This window comes from Paenibacillus doosanensis (genome assembly GCF_025060755.1).
In the GTDB taxonomy this organism is placed as follows: domain Bacteria; phylum Bacillota; class Bacilli; order Paenibacillales; family NBRC-103111; genus Paenibacillus_S; species Paenibacillus_S doosanensis.
Map to the genome: position 1 here is coordinate 47376 of NZ_JANYUY010000032.1, position 18385 is coordinate 65760.

Annotated in this window: 17 protein-coding genes; 16 read left to right on the plus strand and 1 reads right to left on the minus strand. The window is 53.5% G+C overall.

Translation table 11 applies throughout. The features are described 5' to 3' along the window. Positions 1 to 184: 184 nt before the first annotated feature. Both N0M98_RS21020 and N0M98_RS21025 read left to right on the plus strand, forming a co-directional pair. Positions 185 to 1504, plus strand: a complete 1320-nt coding sequence (locus N0M98_RS21020; RefSeq protein WP_249864677.1) for a replication-associated recombination protein A — start codon at positions 185 to 187, stop codon at positions 1502 to 1504. Between the two features lie 253 nt (positions 1505 to 1757). Then, on the plus strand, positions 1758 to 3095 hold the full coding sequence (locus N0M98_RS21025; RefSeq protein WP_249866232.1) for a hemolysin family protein: 1338 nt from the start codon (positions 1758 to 1760) through the stop codon (positions 3093 to 3095). A gap of 106 nt (positions 3096 to 3201) precedes the next feature. Here the strand turns inward: N0M98_RS21025 and mnmA are convergent, their stop codons facing one another. After that, the gene (gene mnmA / locus N0M98_RS21030) at positions 3202 to 4287 is read right to left on the minus strand and encodes a tRNA 2-thiouridine(34) synthase MnmA (RefSeq protein WP_259619050.1); all 1086 of its coding nucleotides are present in this window, start codon (positions 4285 to 4287) and stop codon (positions 3202 to 3204) included. Positions 4288 to 4630: 343 nt separating this feature from the next. Between mnmA and cymR the strand changes: the two genes are divergently transcribed. The 14 genes from cymR (at position 4631) to N0M98_RS21100 (ending at position 18123) form a co-directional block, all read left to right on the plus strand. Next, a complete protein-coding gene (cymR, locus tag N0M98_RS21035) occupies positions 4631 to 5050 on the plus strand; it encodes a cysteine metabolism transcriptional regulator CymR (RefSeq protein ID WP_249864675.1) in 420 nt (139 codons plus the stop codon). A gap of 18 nt (positions 5051 to 5068) precedes the next feature. Then, positions 5069 to 6217, plus strand: a complete 1149-nt coding sequence (locus tag N0M98_RS21040; RefSeq protein ID WP_259619051.1) for a cysteine desulfurase family protein — start codon at positions 5069 to 5071, stop codon at positions 6215 to 6217. A gap of 165 nt (positions 6218 to 6382) precedes the next feature. Continuing rightward, positions 6383 to 6907, plus strand: a complete 525-nt coding sequence (locus N0M98_RS21045) for a PRC-barrel domain-containing protein (RefSeq protein ID WP_249864673.1) — start codon at positions 6383 to 6385, stop codon at positions 6905 to 6907. A gap of 11 nt (positions 6908 to 6918) precedes the next feature. Next, positions 6919 to 7116, plus strand: a complete 198-nt coding sequence (locus tag N0M98_RS21050; protein ID WP_218093074.1) for a YrzR-like zinc ribbon domain — start codon at positions 6919 to 6921, stop codon at positions 7114 to 7116. 404 nt (positions 7117 to 7520) lie between these two features. Beyond that, on the plus strand, positions 7521 to 8591 hold the full coding sequence (locus N0M98_RS21055) for an AI-2E family transporter (RefSeq protein WP_249866231.1): 1071 nt from the start codon (positions 7521 to 7523) through the stop codon (positions 8589 to 8591). Positions 8592 to 8801: 210 nt separating this feature from the next. Beyond that, on the plus strand, positions 8802 to 10082 hold the full coding sequence (locus tag N0M98_RS21060) for an ArsB/NhaD family transporter (RefSeq protein ID WP_249864672.1): 1281 nt from the start codon (positions 8802 to 8804) through the stop codon (positions 10080 to 10082). Between the two features lie 432 nt (positions 10083 to 10514). Further along, on the plus strand, positions 10515 to 13145 hold the full coding sequence (alaS, locus tag N0M98_RS21065) for an alanine--tRNA ligase (RefSeq protein WP_249864671.1): 2631 nt from the start codon (positions 10515 to 10517) through the stop codon (positions 13143 to 13145). A gap of 135 nt (positions 13146 to 13280) precedes the next feature. Beyond that, the gene (locus N0M98_RS21070) at positions 13281 to 13544 is read left to right on the plus strand and encodes an IreB family regulatory phosphoprotein (protein ID WP_249864670.1); all 264 of its coding nucleotides are present in this window, start codon (positions 13281 to 13283) and stop codon (positions 13542 to 13544) included. A gap of 68 nt (positions 13545 to 13612) precedes the next feature. Then, on the plus strand, positions 13613 to 14032 hold the full coding sequence (gene ruvX, locus N0M98_RS21075; RefSeq protein ID WP_249864669.1) for a Holliday junction resolvase RuvX: 420 nt from the start codon (positions 13613 to 13615) through the stop codon (positions 14030 to 14032). A gap of 5 nt (positions 14033 to 14037) precedes the next feature. Continuing rightward, complete coding sequence (locus N0M98_RS21080) at positions 14038 to 14346, plus strand: DUF1292 domain-containing protein (RefSeq protein WP_249864668.1); 309 nt, start codon at positions 14038 to 14040, stop codon at positions 14344 to 14346. A gap of 22 nt (positions 14347 to 14368) precedes the next feature. Then, positions 14369 to 14671: a DUF1292 domain-containing protein gene (locus tag N0M98_RS21085; RefSeq protein WP_249864667.1), complete on the plus strand. Its 303-nt coding sequence runs from the start codon at positions 14369 to 14371 to the stop codon at positions 14669 to 14671. Positions 14672 to 14773: 102 nt separating this feature from the next. After that, a complete protein-coding gene (mltG, locus tag N0M98_RS21090) occupies positions 14774 to 15838 on the plus strand; it encodes an endolytic transglycosylase MltG (RefSeq protein WP_259619052.1) in 1065 nt (354 codons plus the stop codon). 26 nt (positions 15839 to 15864) lie between these two features. Beyond that, on the plus strand, positions 15865 to 16797 hold the full coding sequence (locus tag N0M98_RS21095) for a peptidase U32 family protein (protein ID WP_249864665.1): 933 nt from the start codon (positions 15865 to 15867) through the stop codon (positions 16795 to 16797). Positions 16798 to 16842: 45 nt separating this feature from the next. After that, positions 16843 to 18123, plus strand: coding sequence for a peptidase U32 family protein (locus N0M98_RS21100; protein WP_249864664.1), 1281 nt, complete (start codon positions 16843 to 16845; stop codon positions 18121 to 18123). Positions 18124 to 18385: the final 262 nt, after the last annotated feature.

Here is an 18385-nt window from a genome sequence, read left to right on the forward strand (position 1 = left end):
AGCGTTTTCCGCGCAGGGCGCAAAGATTGTAATTTCGCGGCGGTCCTTTATAATAGAGCATGAGCGGCTTAGGCCGGCTCATGTTCTTTTTTGCCGGAAGATCGGTTTTTGAACCGGTTTGTTACCCGTTGGCTCGAGATCCAGACGGCCCGGGTAGATTAGAATAAAGGAATGTGATCTTATTATGGATTTGTTCTCACTGGCTGCTGAAGAAAACGGACAAGGCAAGCTGCTGGCGGACCGGATGCGGCCGCTGACGCTTGGCGAATATATAGGGCAAGAGCATATCGTCGGCCCGGGCAAGCTGCTGCGCCGCGCGATCGAAGCGGATCAGGTCACCTCGATCCTGCTGTACGGCCCTCCTGGCACAGGCAAGACGACGCTGGCCAACATCATCTCCCGCGCGACGCAGGGAGCGTTCGTGAAGCTGAACGCCGTCGACGCCTCCGTGAAGGACGTGCGCGATGTGATCGAGCAGGCGAGGAACAACAAGGACTTGTACGGCCGCAAGACGATCCTGTTTCTCGACGAGGTGCACCGTTTCAACACCTCGCGGCAGGATGCGCTGCTCCCTGCGGTGGAGCAGGGGATTATTACGTTCATCGGCGCGACGACCGAGAATCCGTTCCACCATGTGAACGGGGCGCTCTTGTCGCGCTCGACGCTGTTCGAGCTGCACGCGCTGACCCGCGAGCACTCGCTCGCCGCGCTGCGCCGCGCGCTCGCCGACGAAGAGCGCGGCCTCGGGCAGCTGCCCATCGAGGCCGCGGAGGAGGCGCTTGCGCATATCGCGCGCATGGCCGGCGGAGATATCCGCCGCGCGCTCAATGCGCTCGAGCTCGCCGCGCTGACCACCCCGCCCGATCCCGACGGGGTGGTGCGCGTAACGCTGGCCGTCGCCGAAGAATCGATTCGGCGGCGCACCGTGAAGGCCGACGAGTCGACGCAGTACGACGTCCTCTCGGCCTTCCACAAGAGCGTGCGCGGCTCCAGCGACGCCGCGCTGTTCTGGTTTCTCTATGCCGTCGAGAAGCTCGGCATGGACCCGATGACCTTCCTGCGGCGGCTGATCGTCGCCTCCAGCGAGGATATCGGCCTGGCCAATCCGCAAGCGATGGTTCAGGCGGTCTCGGCGATGGACGCGTATCATAAGATCGGCTGGCCCGAATCCAAGTATGTCATCGCCCAGGCGATTCTGTTCGCGGTGGAGAGCCCCAAGTCGAACGCCATTCCGACGGCGATCGCCAAAGTGACGGGCGCGTTCGATGCGATCGGCGAGGCCGAGGTGCCGCTGCATTTGCGCGACGCCCATTACAAAGGGGCGGAAAAGCTCGGGCATGTGGGCTATCAATATCCGCATGATTATCCCGGCCACTATGTCGAGCAGCAATATTTGCCGAAGCCGCTGGACGGGCATTGCTTCTATGAAGCGACGCAGCAGGGGATGGAAGATAAAATCAGGCAAAACCAGGAACGGAGAAGAAACCGGAGGTCTGCGCGATAAGTCGTGCAGGCCTTTTTCTAAATCGAGCCTGAGGGGAACGGTTAGGCCCGTATCTTATAATAGGCCAAATTTGGGCGAATTTTTGCCTTTTACGCCGTTTTTCTCAAATTGTTCAAGCTTTCTTTCGTTTTATGCGTTATTTTCGGGCATAGCACGCAGTTTGACTGTATAGCTTAATATTATATAATTTACAATATAAACCTAAGGGAGGTGTACCTATTCACCTCGGGCTAGGGGGATAGGGAACTTATTGATGGACAGCGACCCTTTACCGACGATTTGGAACTTTACCCTCGTGCTGTTTTTGGTGCTAATGAACGGTTTTTTCGTAGCCGCCGAATTCGCCATGGTCAAAGTCCGCAGCAGCCGCATCGACGCGCTGGTGCAGGAAGGGAACCGCAGGGCCAGGTTCGCCCAAACGGTCGTAGCCAACCTGAACGGTTATTTATCCGCATGCCAGCTAGGCATTACATTAGCTTCCTTGGCGCTGGGCTGGATCGGCGAGCCCGCCATTGCAAGGCTCCTTGAGCCTGTGCTGCATCCGCTGCAGCTGTCTTCCGCCGTCATTCACACGATCTCCTTTATCATTGCCTTTACGATAATTACCGCCTTTCACATTACGCTCGGCGAACAGTTCCCGAAGACATACGCCATTCGTATGTCCGAGAAGGTGACGCTTCTTTCCGCCGGCCCCCTGATTGTTTTTTACAAACTCATGTACCCATTGATCTGGACTTTGAACGGAACGTCGAACTGGATGCTGCGCAAGGCGGGGATTGAGCCTGAGGAGGAGCATCATACGGCGCATACCGAGGAAGAAATCCGCGTTCTCATGAAGGAGAGCAACAAAAGCGGACTCATCGACAACACCGAACTGGCGCTTGTGGACAATATCTTCGATTTTACCGAGACGAATGCCCGCGAGATTATGATTCCCCGAACCGAGATGGTCTGTCTGTACGCCAACCGCTCCTATGAGGAGAACCGCTTGATTGCGGTCACCGAGATGCATACGCGCTATCCGGTATGCAATCCGGATAAAGACAATATTATCGGCTTTATTCACATCAAGGATTTGCTCAAATCCGATCCCGGCATGGAGCATATTAAATCGATCGTCCGGCCCATCACCAAGGTGCCCGAATCGATGCAGATCAGCGCGCTGCTTAAACTGATGCAAAAAAAGCGGAATCAAATGGTGCTTTTGATCGACGAGTACGGAGGGACGTCCGGGCTTGTAACGTTCGAGGATATTATCGAGGAGATCGTCGGAGAGATTCAAGACGAGTTTGACGAAGAACGGCCGCGCATCGAGAAAAAGGACCATTTGACGCATTCCATCGACGGACGGATGCTGATTGAAGAAGTCAACAGTTATTTCGGCCTGGAGATCGAGTCGGACGATTACGATACGATCGGCGGCTGGGTATACTCGCAGGTAGAAATGCCCCCGAAGAAAAACCAAAGAATCCGGTACGACGATACGACCGATTTCATCATCGCCGAAACCGATCAGCTTCGCATTGCAAGAATCGTCGTCAAACAAAAGCCAAATGGCGCGCAGCCCGGCAATTCATCATTTAGCATATAACGGCAAAAAGCGGATTCCTCGCTTCCGCCGCCCCGCTATAACAGCTTCGGGGCCGGATGCACAGGAATCCGCTTTTGATGTTTGGACTGCTGCTGAGCCCGCCGCTTTAAGGAATCATCTTGTCGATGATGCCGCCGCCAAGGCACACGTCTTTGTCGTAGAAGACGACCGATTGTCCCGGCGTAATCGCCTTTTGCGGCTGTTCAAAGGTCACTTCGCAGCGGCCGTTCTCGCCGAAAGCGACCGTAACTCCCTGGTCGGGCTGGCGGTAACGGAACTTGGCCGTACAACGGATCGGCCCCGCAGGGAGCTGTCCGCCGATCCAGTTCAGATCGGTCGCGCGAAGCCCGCGCGAATACAGGCTCGGATGTTTCTCGCCTTGCACCACGTAGAGAATATTTTTCTCGAGATCTTTGCCGGCTACGAACCATGGCTCGCCGCTGCCCGATCCGCCGATGCCGAGCCCCTGCCGCTGGCCGAGGGTGTAATACATCAGCCCGTCGTGACGGCCCTTCACTTCGCCTTCCAGAGTCATCATATCGCCCGGCTTGGCGGGCAAATAACCGCTCAGGAACTCCTTGAAGTTGCGCTCGCCGATGAAGCAGACGCCGGTGCTGTCCTTCTTCTTGGCCGTGGCGAGACCCGCCTTCTCGGCGATCGCTCTGACCTCGGGCTTGGGCAGATGCCCGATAGGGAACATCGCTTTGGACAGCTGGTATTGGTTCAGCGCGTTCAGGAAGTACGTCTGATCCTTGTTGTTGTCGACGCCGCGGAGCAGCCGGTACAGCCCGTCCTTCTGCTCGACGCGCGCGTAATGGCCGGTGGCGATGTAATCTGCGCCGAGCTCAAGCGCTTTATGCAAAAATTCGCCGAACTTGATTTCCCGGTTGCACATGACGTCGGGATTCGGCGTCCTGCCCTTGCGGTATTCGTCCAGGAAGTACTGGAATACCTTGTCCATGTATTGTTTTTCAAAATTTACCGTATAATAGGGGATACCGATCTGGTCGCAAACGCGGCGCACGTCTTCCGCATCTTCTTCTGCGGTACAATGGCCGAATTCGTCGGTGTCGTCCCAATTTTTCATGAAAACGCCTATAACCTCGTACCCCTGTTCCTTGAGCAGGAGCGCCGAGACGGAAGAATCGACTCCGCCGGACATGCCGAGGACGACGCGTGTTTTTTTGTTCATGGGATTACCTCACTTTATAGCTTGATAGCTTGTACGACTTGCCGGCGCCTGCAAAGAATGTACGGGCAATCCGCCTGGGCCGGGAAGTACCGAACCGCGATGGCAGCCTTCTTGGCGCCGTCAGACTAGAGTACGCTATTTAACGAATGTATTCAAGTCGGGTTTATCCGGATTAATGCCATGCGCAGCGTCGAAGAATGTCGTCTAGCTAGTATTATACATAGGTTTCTTCGAATAATAAAATATTTCATCAATATGTCACGGTTTTTCTCCCATAATAGAAGGTTTTATGTTAACATATAATCGATACCAAAATGTATGAAATGTAAATGAGGTGCTTTATTTGAAGATTTCTACCAAAGGCCGATACGGACTAACTATCATGATGGAACTTGCAACCAGATTTGGAGAAGGGCCTACCTCTTTAAAAAGTATTGCCGAGAAGCATCAACTCTCCGAGCATTACTTGGAGCAGCTGGTAGCTCCACTACGGAATGCAGGCTTGGTGAAAAGTATCCGTGGCGCTTATGGAGGATATATTTTATCGAAGGCGGCGGAGGATATTTCCGCAGGCGATGTGATCCGGGTATTGGAAGGTCCTATTAGCCCGGTCGATTTCACGGAGGAAGACGATCCGGCGAAGCGCGATTTGTGGGTGCGCATCCGCGACAGCATCGCTGAAGTGCTCGACTCTACGACGTTATACGATTTGATCAACTACAAAGACGAAGGAATAAACGACAATTATATGTTCTACATATAATTCAGCGGAGACACGCTTATGATGTTCACTTACTTCGATCATGCTGCGACAACTCCGGTGCATCCGGAGGTTGTCGAGGCCATGCTGCCCCATTTTACGCAATCTTTCGGGAACGCCTCCAGTACACATAGCGCAGGAAGAGAAGCGCGTGCGGTTCTTAACCGTTCGAGAGATACGATCGCTTCCTTTATTGGCTGCGCGCCTTCCCAAATCATATTTACGAGCGGGGGAACGGAGAGCGACAATTTGGCGCTTTTCGGCGCGGCTGCCGCCCGCAAATCCATCGGCAACCACATTATTACGACACAATCGGAGCATCATGCGGTGCTTCACGCTTGCGAGCAGCTAGAGCTGCAAGGCTATGAAGTTACTTATTTGCCGGTAGACCGCACCGGACGCGTCAACGTCCGCGATGTGGAGGAAGCGATTCGACCGGACACGATTCTGATCAGCGTCATGTTCGCCAATAACGAAGTAGGCACGCTCCAACCGATTCGGGAAATCGGCGCGATTGCGCGCGCGAAGGGCATTCCCTTCCATGTGGACGCCGTGCAGGCGCTGGGAACCCAGCCGATCGATCTGAGCAGCCTGCCCGTCGATTTGATGAGCTTTTCCGCGCATAAAATTAACGGTCCAAAAGGGATCGGCGCGCTTTATATAGCGAAGCAAATGAAGCTTCAGCCGCTGTTTTACGGCGGCAATCAGGAGCGTAAGCGCCGTCCGGGCACAGAGAATGTCGCCGGAATCGCCGGTTTTGCCAAAGCGGTGCAAATCTTGCGCGAAGAGATGTATGAAAAGCAACAAAACTTGGAAAAACTACGTATAGAGATGGTGACGCGCCTGCAAGCTTTGCTAGGGCAGGAGCAGGCCGTAGTCAACGGACATCCTGCAGAGCGGGTGCCCCATATTCTGAACATAAGCTTCCCCGGCGTTTCGACGGAGACCATGCTGATGAATTTGGATTTGGAAGGCATCGCCGCCGCCAGCGGCTCCGCGTGCACTTCCGGTTCTCTTGAAGTATCGCATGTGCTGAAGGCGATGCGGCTCGAAGACGAGATTACCCGCTCGGCGATCCGCTTCAGCTTCGGCCTCGGCAATACGCTGGAGGAGATCGGAGCGGCCGCCCGGAAAATTGCAACCATCGTCGATCGCGTGCGTAATGCATAATAAGAAACCGCGGCTTGGCGCGTTTCTCTCAAACAGAACGCCGGGCCGCGGCGGATTGTCCGACAAGTGAGCTAGCTTTGCCATTACTGCGGCAAAGAGGCTCCCGTTTGCCAATTCGGTAAACAAATGTTTAATTAAGATTGCTGCTTCAGGAGGACGTCTCCATTGAAAAGAGCGCGTGACGTGATCGGACTGCCGGTATTTTGCGTACAGACCGGCAAGCAGGTAGGTATAGCCAAGGATTTGCTGCTTGGCGACGCTTGGCATTTGGAAGCCGTGCTGTTGGAGACGAAGAGCTGGTTTGCCTCTCCAAGCTGCATTATGTGGAAAGACGTCATCGCACTAGGCGACGACGCCATTACGATTGCCAATGAAGAAGTCATCAGCCGGATGGAGGATGAGGGAGAAGCTTTCACTTCGCTCCTCAATGGGGACAGGAAGCTCAAAGGAATGCCGGTCCTTACGGTCAACGGACAGCAATTAGGCATTGTCGACGACGTTTATTTGGACCCGAATAAGGGCAAAAAGGTAATAGGATACGAATTGACGGAAGGCTTCATCTCCGACTTGAAAGAAGGGCGCAAATGGCTTCCTTTGCCGGAAACCGTAACGGTAGGCGAAGACGCGATTATCGTACCCGTTCATTGCAACGATACATTGGAAGAAAGTTATATACCAATTGAAGAATAGGGTGATTCAATATGCTACGTTGTCCAAATTGCAATTCCAAAGATATCGGCAAAATCGGTTCCCATCAATTTTACTGCTGGGGTTGCTTTATTGAACTGACGGTAAACGGCGAGAAAATGTCCGTATACCAAGTGGAAGAAGACGGGACGTTAAGCTCCCTGGACGATTTATTTTTCGAAGAGGAAATTCCTCAAGTTCATGCGAACTAAACCGGGGCTTTTTGCGGTCCCGGCTTCCGGTCGCATCGACTAACCGCCGCAGCAGGCGGATTAGACGATGCGACTTTTTTGTTGTTTAGGAAATGATGCGCAGCCATATCCTGTGGAAATCCGGGTTCTCCCCCGAAAGGAATGTCTACCCCTAGAACGATCCCAGAGGAAGGGTTAGACGCCGATCCAGCTTAGGCTGGATGCGGACGGAATAAGCTTCAGAGCGTCACGTCACTTTTGGGGGATTTGTTCTTACGGAAGTTAGCCATTATCCAAATGTATTCGCCGGCGGGCAAGTTATGCCCGCTTTCTGGAGAAATCGGGCCGCGGAGGATTAAATAGCAAGGTTGTACATATACTGTAAAGGAGCCCGGACAGAAAGAAGCAAGAGGCAGGTGAAATATGTGGATCGGTTTTATAAAAGTCAATTGTTTACGGTCCTTGTCTATATATTGTTGAGCTTGCTGATTTTGTTCATGCTGCTGCAAATCCGTCCGATGATCACGGCCATCTACGGTTTTTTCAAGGAAATATTGGCTCCGTTTATTATAGCGATGATTATATCGTACGTGCTCAATCCGGTCGTTTCTTTGCTCAATGCGAGGAAGGTGCCCCGCACCGTGGCGGTGCTGCTGATCTACGCCGTATTTATTTTGTCTACGACCGTCGTGCTGATGAACATCATTCCGATGTTTATGACGCAGCTGGCACAGCTGAACAACCATTTGCCGCAGCTGGCGATGAAGGCGCAGGGCATCGTCGACGACATGAACCGGGTGCAGTTTTTGCCGGACAGCGTCCGCACCGGGATCAATCAGTCGCTCAATAAGCTGGAAAACGGGATCTCCTTGGCGATTTCCGAATATATCGACGGAATCGGCAGTACGATCAATATGCTGTTTATTGCGTTTATTATTCCGTTTCTGGCCTTTTATATATTGAAAGATTTCCAGTTGATCGAGAAGACGGTGCTCGCCATCGTGCCCAAAGCGAAGCGCAAGCAGGTCATCACGCTACTCGTGGATATGGATACGGCGCTCGGCAACTACATTCGCGGGCAGTTTCTCGTTTGCATGATTATCGGCATTTTGGCTTATTTGGGATATTGGGCGATAGGGATGCCTTATGCGCTGCTGCTGGCGTGTCTTGTAGCGGTTTTTAACATCATCCCTTACCTCGGTCCGTTTTTCGGCGCGGCTCCCGCAATCGTTATGGCTTCGACGATTTCGCTGAAAATGGTGCTGATGGTGGCGCTGGTCAATACGATCTGCCAAATACTCGAAGGCAACGTCATTTCGCCGCAGGTCGTCGGGCGCTCGCTCAAAATGCATCCGCTGCTTATTATTTTCGCTTTGCTCGTCGGCGGCGAGCTGGCCGGGGTCGTGGGGCTGATTTTGGCCGTACCCTTTTTCGCGGTGATGAAGGTTATCCTGCAGCATGTGTTTATGTACTATGTGCATAGGCGCACGACTTAGCTGATCTATTTGCGGACGAGATATGAAAAAAGTGAAACCATTGGTTAACGTTCATCGTATTAAATGGAGCGTCTACAAACCTGTGAAGACGAGCCGGCGAATGAACGGATAAGCAAACAAACGAATACGCAAACTGTTTTGGAGGAGCCTGTCACCAAGGGCTCCTTTTTGCCTTTTTCAGGTACCGGGAATATGTTTAGGAGGGTCTCTATGGAACAACAAGCTTGGATAGCAATCGGCATTTTTTTGGTTATTTACGCGCTCATTATTACGGAAAAAATTCATCGCACGATCGTTGCGATGATCGGCGGCATATTGATGATCGTTATGGGCATCGTCGATCAGGGCGCAGCTTTGCATCATATCGACTTCAACACGCTGGGGCTGCTGATCGGAATGATGATCATCGTCGGCATCACCGCGGAGACGGGGCTGTTTCGGTATATCGCCGTATGGTCCGCCAAGAAGGTTCAGGGCCACCCGGTTCGCATTCTTATTGTGCTCTGCATCGTGACGGCCGTCGGCTCCGCCTTCCTGGACAATGTAACGACGGTGCTGCTCATGGTGCCGGTCACGTTAAGCATTACTCGGCAGCTGCAAGTAAACCCCGTCCCGTTCTTGATCACGCAAATTATGTCCTCCAATATCGGCGGCACGGCGACGCTCATCGGCGATCCGCCTAACATTATGATCGGCAGCGCGGTAGAGGAACTGACTTTCATGTCGTTCATTAACAATTTGAGCTTGATTTCACTTCTTATCTTACTGGTGACGCTTCCTTTCTTTGTGCTGATTTACCGCAAACAAATCAAGACGACCGACGAACTGCGGCTTGGCATGATGGACATGGATGAAAGAGCGGAGATTAAAGATCCCGTTCTGCTCAAAAAATGCATTGTAGTGCTTGGCCTGACGATCATCGGTTTCTTCGTGCATCAGCTGGTTCACCTGGAATCGGCGACGGTTGCGCTGGCCGGAGCGTTTTTGCTTCTGCTGCTGACCGGAGAGCATTATCTTGAGGAAGCGTTCCACAGGGTGGAATGGACGACCATTTTCTTCTTTGTCGGACTGTTCGTGCTTGTAGGCGGATTGGTAGAGACCGGAGTCATTGCCAAGCTGGCGACCTATGCGATGGAAATAACCGGAGGGGATGTAACCAAATCGGCCGTTCTGATTTTATGGCTTAGTGCCGTCGCCTCGGCGTTTCTGGATAATATTCCGTTCGTAGCGACGATGATTCCCCTCATACAGGAGATGGGAGCGATGGGCGTCTCCGATCTGGAGCCGCTGTGGTGGAGTCTTGCGCTCGGCGCATGTCTGGGAGGCAACGGATCGCTGATCGGAGCCAGCGCCAATCTGATTGTCGCCGGAATATCGGGCAGAGAAGGGCATCCGATTTCGTTCATGAAGTATTTCAAGATCGCTTTCCCGCTTATGCTTTTGTCGGTCGCCATCGCCAACATATATGTGTACTTCCGCTACTTGGCGTGACGGTTCGGCCGGGCATTTTCCGTTGACGGAGTCCGCCCTGCCCGGTCTTGGCCGCTCAGTTGACAGTCCGGCGGCGGAACGTATATAATCTCCTTAATATAGTGCAAAATAATGGATAGAACGAAAGCGTTGATGAAATCAAGTAAGCCGTAGACCTTGTTCAGAGAGAAGGTTCCGGAGCGTGCACTCGGTGCTGCGCCGGCTGCGAGAGCCTTTACATGAAGGATGGCTGAAAGCTCATTTCGGAGTGCGGAACAAATCCGCCGGATGGACTCGTTATACGTCTAATTAAGGAGATTATACGGCTGTCGGTCTGCCGATCGGCAAGGCGGCTGTATGATAACCAGGGTGGTACCGCGATCAATTCGTCCCTGTTTGCAGGGGCGATTTTTTATTTTGTTCAAGCCAAGAATTTTAGGAGGTCAATCCATCATGAAAGCCAGTGAAATTCGTTCCAAATGGTTAGCTTTTTTTGAAAGCAAAGGGCATAAGATCGAGCCGAGCGCTCCGCTCGTGCCGCATAACGATCCGTCCCTGTTGTGGATCAATGCGGGCATGGCTCCTCTGAAGCCTTATTTCGACGGCCGGGTCGTCCCGGACAATCCGCGGATTGCGAACTCGCAGAAGTGCATCCGCACCAACGACATTGAAAATGTCGGCAAAACCCGCCGTCACCATACGTTCTTCGAGATGCTGGGCAACTTCTCCATCGGCGACTATTTCAAAGAGGAAGTGATTACTTGGGCGTGGGAATTCTTGACAGGCAAGGAATGGCTCGCTCTCGATCCGGAGCGGCTGTCGGTTACGGTATATCCTGAGGATACGGAAGCGTTTGAATTTTGGAATAAAAAGATCGGTCTGCCGGAAGAGCGAATTTACAAGCTCGAGGATAACTTCTGGGATATCGGCGAAGGCCCGTGCGGACCTTGTACGGAAATTTTCTACGACCGCGGCGAAGCTTACGGCGATTTGAACGATCCGGAATGCTGGCCCGGCGGGGAAAACGAGCGCTTCCTCGAAGTGTGGAACCTCGTCTTCTCCCAGTTCAACCATAATAAGGACGGCAGCTACACGCCGCTTCCGAATAAAAACATCGATACCGGCGCAGGTCTTGAACGCTTCGCCAGCGTGCTGCAGGATGTCGATTCGAACTTCGACACCGATTTGTTCCAGCCGATCATTCAAGAGACATGCAAGCTGGCCGGCGTCACCTATAACGAGAACGAAGAGACCGATGTCGCGCTGAAAGTGATCGCCGACCATATCCGTACCGTCGTATTCTCCGTCGGAGACGGCGTGCTTCCGTCCAACGAAGGCCGCGGCTACATTATTCGCCGTCTGCTGCGCCGCGCCGTGCGCTACGGCAAAGTGATCGGTCTGGATAAGCCGTTCCTGCACACGCTCACTCCGGTCGTCGGGGAAGTCATGGGCGTCTACTATCCGGAAGTCGTCGACAAGCGCGAATTTATCGAAAAGGTAATTCGCACCGAGGAGGAACGCTTCCACGAAACGTTGTCCGACGGTTTGGCGATTTTGGCGGAAATGGCGGAGAAAGCCCGCAAGGAAGGCAGCACGCAAATCAGCGGGCCGGATGCGTTCAAGCTATACGATACGTACGGCTTCCCGTTCGATTTGACCGAAGACTTCGCTGCGGAAAAAGGCATGACGGTCGACCGCGAAGGCTTCGACGCAGCGATGCAGGAGCAGCGCGACCGCGCCAGAGCGGCCCGGCAGGATGCCGAGAGCATGAAGGTCCAAGGCGGGCCGCTGGCCGATTTTACGGTTAAAAGCGAATTTGTTGGGTATAATGAATTGGTAACTACTGCTAAGGTCATCGCCATCGTGCACGAGAACCAGTTCGTCGACTTGGTCGGCGTAGGCGAGACGTGCCAGGTGATTTTGGACCGCACGCCATTCTATGCGGAGAGCGGCGGTCAAGTGAGCGACCACGGAACGATCACCGCAGGCGATCTGCGTCTGAACGTCGAGGATGTCGCCAAGGCGCCTCACGGACAGCATGTCATGACGGTTAGCGTACAATCGGGCGTACTGCGCAAAGGCGATACGGTCGAAGCTGCCGTGAATCAGGAGCTGCGCGAAGATATTGTTAAAAACCATACGGCTACGCATTTGCTGCACAAAGCGCTCAAAGAGGTGCTGGGCGAGCATGTCAATCAGGCCGGATCGCTCGTTGCGCCGGAACGTTTGCGGTTCGACTTCTCCCATTTCGGCGGCATCAGCGCGGAAGAGCTTCAGGATATCGAACGGCGCGTCAACCGCCAAATCTGGAAGAGCACTCCGCTGAACATTGCGCTGAAGCCGATTGCCGAAGCGAAGGCGATGGGAGCGATGGCGCTGTTCGGCGAAAAATACGGCGACATCGTCCGCGTCGTGCAAGTCGGCGACTACAGCCTTGAGCTGTGCGGAGGATGCCATGTCGGCAATACGAGCCAGATCGGCTTATTTAAAATCGTCAGCGAATCGGGTATCGGCTCCGGCGTACGCCGGATTGAGGCGGTAACGGGCCGCAACGCCTACGAATATTTGGACGGACAGCTGGAGCTGCTTCGCGACGCGGCGGGACTGCTGAAGGCGAATATCCAGGACGTGCCGAAGCGGATCGACGGTTTGTTCGCGCAAATGAAGGAGCTCTCCCGCGAGAACGAGTCGCTCAAGGCGAAGCTCGGCAAGATCGAAGCCGGCTCGCTCGCCGAGCAGGTGAAACAGGTGCAAGGCGTCAGCCTGCTGGCCGCTCAAGTGAGCGCGGGCGATATGGAGTCGCTGCGCGGCATCGTCGACCAGATGAAGGGCAAGCTGAACTCGGCCGTCATCGTCCTCGGCGCCGCGACCGAAGATAAAGTCAATCTCGTCGCCGCAGTAACGCCGGATTTGACGGCCAAAGGCTACCATGCCGGGAAGCTGATCAAAGAAACGGCCGCTATCGTCGGCGGCAGCGGCGGAGGCCGTCCGGACATGGCTCAGGCCGGAGGCAAGGACGCTTCCAAGCTTCAGGAGGCTTTGAGCAACGTCGAGAAGCTGATTGCCGCGCAAGTGAACGTGTAGCTGACATTTGTTGAAATAAATTTGTTCTGTCAAGAGGAATTATTCGACAAACAGCGAATATAAGAAGGTATTGGCTGTTGTATGCTTCGTTCGACAGCGGAGGTTTCACATTTCTGTGTCTAAGGGGGTGCCCAGATGAGTTCGATGGATAAAACGATGAAGTTCAACGTAAAAGCGGAAGAAATCGAAACATCGCCCAAGGAAGTCATGCTGGCGGTATATGACGCGCTTCAGGAGAAAGGCTATAATCCGATCAACCAGATCGTCGGATACCTTTTGTCTGGAGACCCGGCTTATATTCCCCGCCATAACAATGCAAGGAGCATAATCCGCAAGCGGGAGCGGGATGAGTTGATCGAGGAGCTCGTTCGTTCGTACTTGCACCAGCATAAATCATAAGCAGACATCCAGGCGCGGGCGTCTGACACGCTCGCGCTTGCTTTTCTCGGATTGGGAGTACGAAAAGCATGGAAAGGTTAATGGGTTTGGATTACGGCGACAAGACGATCGGCATCGCGGTAAGCGATGAGCTCGGCTGGACGGCGCAAGGGGTGGAAACGATCCGGCGTTCGACCGGGGAGCGCGATCTGGCCAGAATTCGCGAATTGATCGCGCAGTACGACGTTCGCGAGCTTGTTGTCGGATTACCGAAAAATATGAACAACACGATCGGGCCGCGTGGCGAGCTATGTATCGCCTTCGCCGACGCATTGCGGAGCGCGCTGCAAATGCCCGTTCATATGTACGACGAACGGCTGACAACGGCATCCGCGCAGCGAACTTTGCTTGAAGCCGACGTAAGTCGCAAGAAACGAAAGCTGGTCATCGACAAAATGGCCGCTGCGCTTATTTTGCAAGGATATATGGATTCCAATAAGAAGAGGTGATTGGCATGTCTAAAGAGGAACAACTGCAGGAAGAAGAGCTGGATATCATTGTTATTCCGGATGACGACGGCAATGAAGAGGAGTTTGAAGTGGTTGCCAGATTTGAAGTTGACGGCTCGGACAAAAAGTATTTGATGGTTGTTCCGGTCGACGCCGATGAGGAATCCGACGAGGTGTACGCATTCCGCTACGAGGAAGACGGAGACGATCTGCAATTGTACACCATCGAAGACGAGGAAGAGTGGAACATTGTGGAGGAAACCTTCAATACGCTGATGGACGAAGCGGCTGAAGACGAAGAAGACTCCCGATAAGCCAGGCACAGGAGGCATTCCTTTGTACGATTTACAAGATATGAAAGAAACGAATCAGTTGCGCGACGCATACGGAGATGATATTATTTTGTATGACGACCGCGAACGATCCATGACTTACAAGCTTCTGGCCGAGTTTCTGCTGGGCGACCGCGGCTATGCGGTACTTCAGCGGGAGAACGCCAAGAATGAAGAGCCGGAGCTATTCCGGGTAACTTCCACCGCTGGCGGTGAGCTTGAATTGGAAACCATAGATGATGATGAGGAGTGGGAAAACGTCTCCGAGCTGTATGACGAGATGACGTTCCCGCAGGACGAAATGTAGAAGACTACAATTTGTTATTTTTCATAAATGGCGAGCGGAGAACATCATCCGCTCGTTTTCGTTGTTGGTCGATACAGATTTGGAAGGAGAGCAAGATCGCCAGTGTCTGCAGCAATGAAATCGGCGGGAAAGCGGGTCTTATGGACTGTTATCATCATCGGATTAGCCGCCGTATTAAGTTTGGGGCAATACGTGCGGCATATGCTGACTCCGGCCCCGGCCAAGGAAGGAGCGGTCCGTGTGGACATTCCTCCCGGCACGGGTTCCGTTCAGATCGCCGCAAAGCTTGAGAACGCGGGACTGATCCGCAGCGCTTCCCTGTTTACGTATTACTTGAAATACAAAGGAGAAGGGGCCAAATTCCAAGCGGGCGAATATGAAATGGTTCCCGGAATGACGATTGACGCCATCATCGATACGCTGAATAAAGGATTGACGATCAAGGAACAGGGGATCAAGCTTACGGTTCCCGAAGGCTACACGATCAAACAAATCGCGGACAAAATCGGCCAGCAATTCGGGACGGACCCCGAGGTACTGCTGAAGACGGCCCAGGAGTACAAAGGATTCAGCGCCAAGGTGTACGCGGCGATTCCGGATAATCCGCAGCTGTCAAACCGTCTGGAAGGCTACCTGTTCCCTGAAACCTACGAATGGAAGAAAGAGATAGAGCCGCAGGACATGCTCGATCAAATGATGCTGGAGCTGGACAAGAAGCTGTCGGGACTTCCGGCGGATTGGGAGCGGAAGCTTGCGGAGCGAGGCCAGAGCTTTCATCAGATGATGACGGTCGCTTCGCTGATCGAAAGGGAAGTCGTACTGGACGAAGAACGTCCTCTGGTCGGCAGCGTTATTTATAACCGTCTTCAGAAAGGAATGCCGCTGCAGATCGACGCGACCGTACAGTATTTGTTCGATAAACCGAAGGAACGGCTTTATGAGAAGGATTTGCAAGTCGAAAGCCCTTATAATACGTATTTGCATGCCGGATTGCCGCCGGGGCCTATCGCGAGCCCCAGCCTGTCTTCGATCAAGGCGGCGATTGAACCCGCCGACACGAAGTATTTGTTCTATGTGACGAAAAAGGACGGCGGCAAAGGCCATTTGTTCGCCGAAACCTATGAACAGCATCAGCAAAATATTGCGGCCAGCAAGAAAAATCAATAGAAATTATAGCAGGGGAGAATGAAGCCATGAAAAAACCGGAGCTGTATATATCGGCCGGATCGGCAGAGCAGGCCCGCGCCTATATCGAAGCCGGGGCGGATGCGGTTGCCGTAGGAGAGCATCGCTACGCCATGCGCATGCCGGGAGAAGTGAAGCTGGACGATCTGGCCGGTCTGATCCCTTGGGCTCATGAGCGCGGAGCTAGAGTTTATGTCGTGGTCAACAAAATTATGGACAACGATCTGCTGCCGGAGCTTCCCGCCTATTTGCGGCGGCTGAAGGAGCTGCAGGCGGACGCCGTCGTCTTCGGAGATCCGGCGGTGCTGATTGCGCTTCGCCAAGCATCGGCGCAAGGATTGCCGCTGCACTGGAACGCGGAGATGACTTCGACGAACTACGAGACGGCGGGATATTGGCGCAGCAAAGGTGCCGTACGGGTTGTGCTGGCCCGGGAGCTGAATCTGGAGGAGACGCTCGGCATCAAGCGCAATTTGCCTTCGATGGAGGTCGAGGTGCAGGTGCACGGCATTACGAATATTTATCATTCCAAGCGAAGCCTGCTTAAGAATTACCAAGAGCATCAAGGACGGGCGGAGCTCCGCGGCAGCGGCATCGAAGAAGGGCTGTTCCTCATCGAGCAGGAGCGCCAGGACGAGCGATACCCGGTCTACGAAGACGTCAACGGCACGCATATTATGAGCTCGGACGATATTTGCATGCTGGAAGACCTGCATGAGCTGATGGCGGGGAATATCGACAGCTTCCGCATCGAAAGCCTGCTTAAACCGGAAGCGTATAATGTGACCGTGATCCAAGGCTACCGTCAAGCGATCGACGCTTATTGCGCCGACCCGGAAGGATATGAATTCCAAGAAGAGTGGATCGAGGCGATTCGGCGGCTGCAGGACCCGCGCCGGGAGCTGTCCTTCGGATTTTTCTATAAAGAACAAGTGTATTAATAATGCGGCGATGCCGCACCAACAACTGTCAAAGGGGTGGAATCGATGACCATGTTACAGCAAGAGCTGCTCGGCAAGCGGGTGCGTCTGGATAAACCGGAACTGCTTGCTCCCGCGGGAAGCCTGGAAAAATTGAAGTTTGCCGTCCATTACGGAGCGGATGCGGTATATATCGGCGGGCAGCAATACGGTTTGCGCTCCAACGCGGACAACTTTACGTTCGAAGAGATGCGCGAAGGCGTGGAATTCGCGGCGAAATACGGTGCCAAAGTATTCGTAGCCACGAATATTTATGCCCATAACGAAGATTTGTCCGGCATTGAGGATTATTTGCGCGGCATTCAGGATGCGGGCGTCGCGGCCATTATCGTTGCGGACCCGGTCATTATCGAGACATGCAAACGGGTGGCGCCCAAGCTGGAAATTCACTTGAGCACGCAGCAATCGACGATGAACTGGCAAGCGGTGCAATTCTGGAAGGAAGAAGGCGTCGACCGCGTCGTGCTGGCGCGCGAAGCGAGCATGCAGGAAATTGTCGACATTAAGCGCAACGTCGATATCGAGATTGAAGTGTTCGTCCACGGTGCGATGTGCAGCTCTTATTCGGGCCGCTGCGTGCTGTCGAACCATTTCACGGACCGCGACTCGAACCGCGGCGGCTGCTGTCAGTCCTGTCGCTGGAAGTACGATTTGTTCACCAGCGAGGAAGACCAGGCGGAAGGGCTGAAGGAGCTTCCTCTCTTCAACGAGGGAGATAACCCGTTCTCCATGAGCTCCAAAGATTTGTGCATGATCGAGCATATTCCCGATCTGGTGAGATCCGGCGTGGACAGCTTTAAGATCGAGGGACGGATGAAGAGCGTCCATTACGTAGCCACCGTCGTAAATGCCTACCGTCAGGCGATCGACGCTTATTTCGCCGATCCGGCGAACTACAAGCTGAATCCCGATTCGGTCTACGAAATTCAGAAGGCGGCCAACCGCCCGCTGAATACCGGATTTTTCTACGATGAACCGGGGCATGAGGATCATATCTTCGAGCCGGAGGATAAAGCGTCTCCTTACGATTTTGTCGGCGTCGTCATGGAATACGACGAGGCTAGCGGCGTTGCGACGATTCAGCAGCGGAATCATTTCAAGCCGGGTCAGGAGGTCGAATTTTTCGGCCCCAAAGGCACGTTCTTCAAGCAAACGGTGCCGGCTATCGAGAATGAAGAGGGGCAAGCGCTGGACGCCGCGCGCCATCCGCTGCAAAGAATCCGGATGAAGGTCGATCAGCCTGTCAAACCTTTCGATATGATGCGCAAGCGGATGGGCAAGGCTTAAGAAAAACCGTCGCAGAAGGCGAAGCTGTGCAAGGAAGTCCTTTAATTAAAGGGCTTCTTTTTTTCTGGGAACTAAGACCCATGGACAAATCTGGTAAAAAGGAATATTATCCTACGTGTTGCATAGAAAATAAACAATGTGTGCTGCAATAATAGGGGTTTGAGGCGATGGAACTATTTTTTTGACATGAAAGCGATTAAGTAAAAGGATATTGGAAAAACATGTCGAATAACATTTGGTATACCAAGATATGCTAAGCGTC